Genomic DNA, 729 nt, shown 5'->3' on the forward strand with positions numbered 1-729 from the left:
GCCACACTGAAGGCACCGTTGCCTCCGGCCGGCCTGAGGGCCAACCGAGCCGGCCCGAAAGCCGATATGACGCTGAGTCAGGACGCCTTGTCCGTGGGGTTGGTATCGGCGCTTCCGCTCCGCGTCACGGTCAGTGTGGTGCGCTCGATGATGGACCAGTCCCCGTCAGCGTAGATCGTGGGTTCGACACTCTGGGTCTGCTCAAGGCGAGCCGTGATCTCGATCCAGCTCTCGGCCTGACGGTCGGCGTTGCTCATCGGTTCTGATTCTCCTGACAGGGAAGATGGAAGTGAATGTTCGACCGGCATACGGATGAACGATTTCTTGCCTTTGGGCTGGTCAGTGCGCCAGCGTGGGCAGGACTGCCTGCATGAGCTGCTCAGCGGCTGGGGCCAGCCCCTGGTCGATCAAGGCCAGGGCCAGACGCATCGTGTCTGCGGTAGAGCGGTCCCGGCCGCCGAGCAGGACGGCCTCGGCGAGGTCGGCATCACCATCGGCGTGCAGGGTGGTCACGACCGTGCCGATCTCGCCTGGTGTCAGGGTTTTGTTGGCGGACCAGGCGATGGTGATGACGCTCCGCCGGTCTCCGGCGGCGTGTGCTGGGCCCAGATCGGCAAGAACCTGGCGGATGCTGGCGTCTGCCGCGCCCTGCCGGTCCTGCGCCGGTCCTGCGCCGGTGCTTGCCGTGGAGGCGGAAGGTGCGGGGTCCTTCGGCGCTGGGGGGGGCCG

General features: G+C 67.1%; 1 protein-coding gene and 1 pseudogene. Both read right to left on the minus strand.

Annotated features, from left to right (window positions below):
- Positions 1-77: 77 nt before the first annotated feature.
- A complete protein-coding gene (locus tag ABD323_RS42725) occupies positions 78-257 on the minus strand; it encodes a hypothetical protein (RefSeq protein ID WP_184919420.1) in 180 nt (59 codons plus the stop codon).
- An 82-nt stretch (positions 258-339) separates the two neighbouring features.
- A pseudogene (locus ABD323_RS42730) lies at positions 340-729 on the minus strand (hypothetical protein); the annotation flags it as partial.

This window comes from Kitasatospora nipponensis (assembly GCF_039528135.1).
Taxonomy (GTDB): Bacteria; Actinomycetota; Actinomycetes; order Streptomycetales; family Streptomycetaceae; genus Kitasatospora; species Kitasatospora nipponensis.

What these genes read in the sequence shown, in the direction of transcription:
- ABD323_RS42725 (WP_184919420.1), bottom strand. Translation starts at nt 257, where the DNA reads ATGAGCAACGCCGACCGTCAGGCCGAGAGCTGGATCGAGATCACGGCT.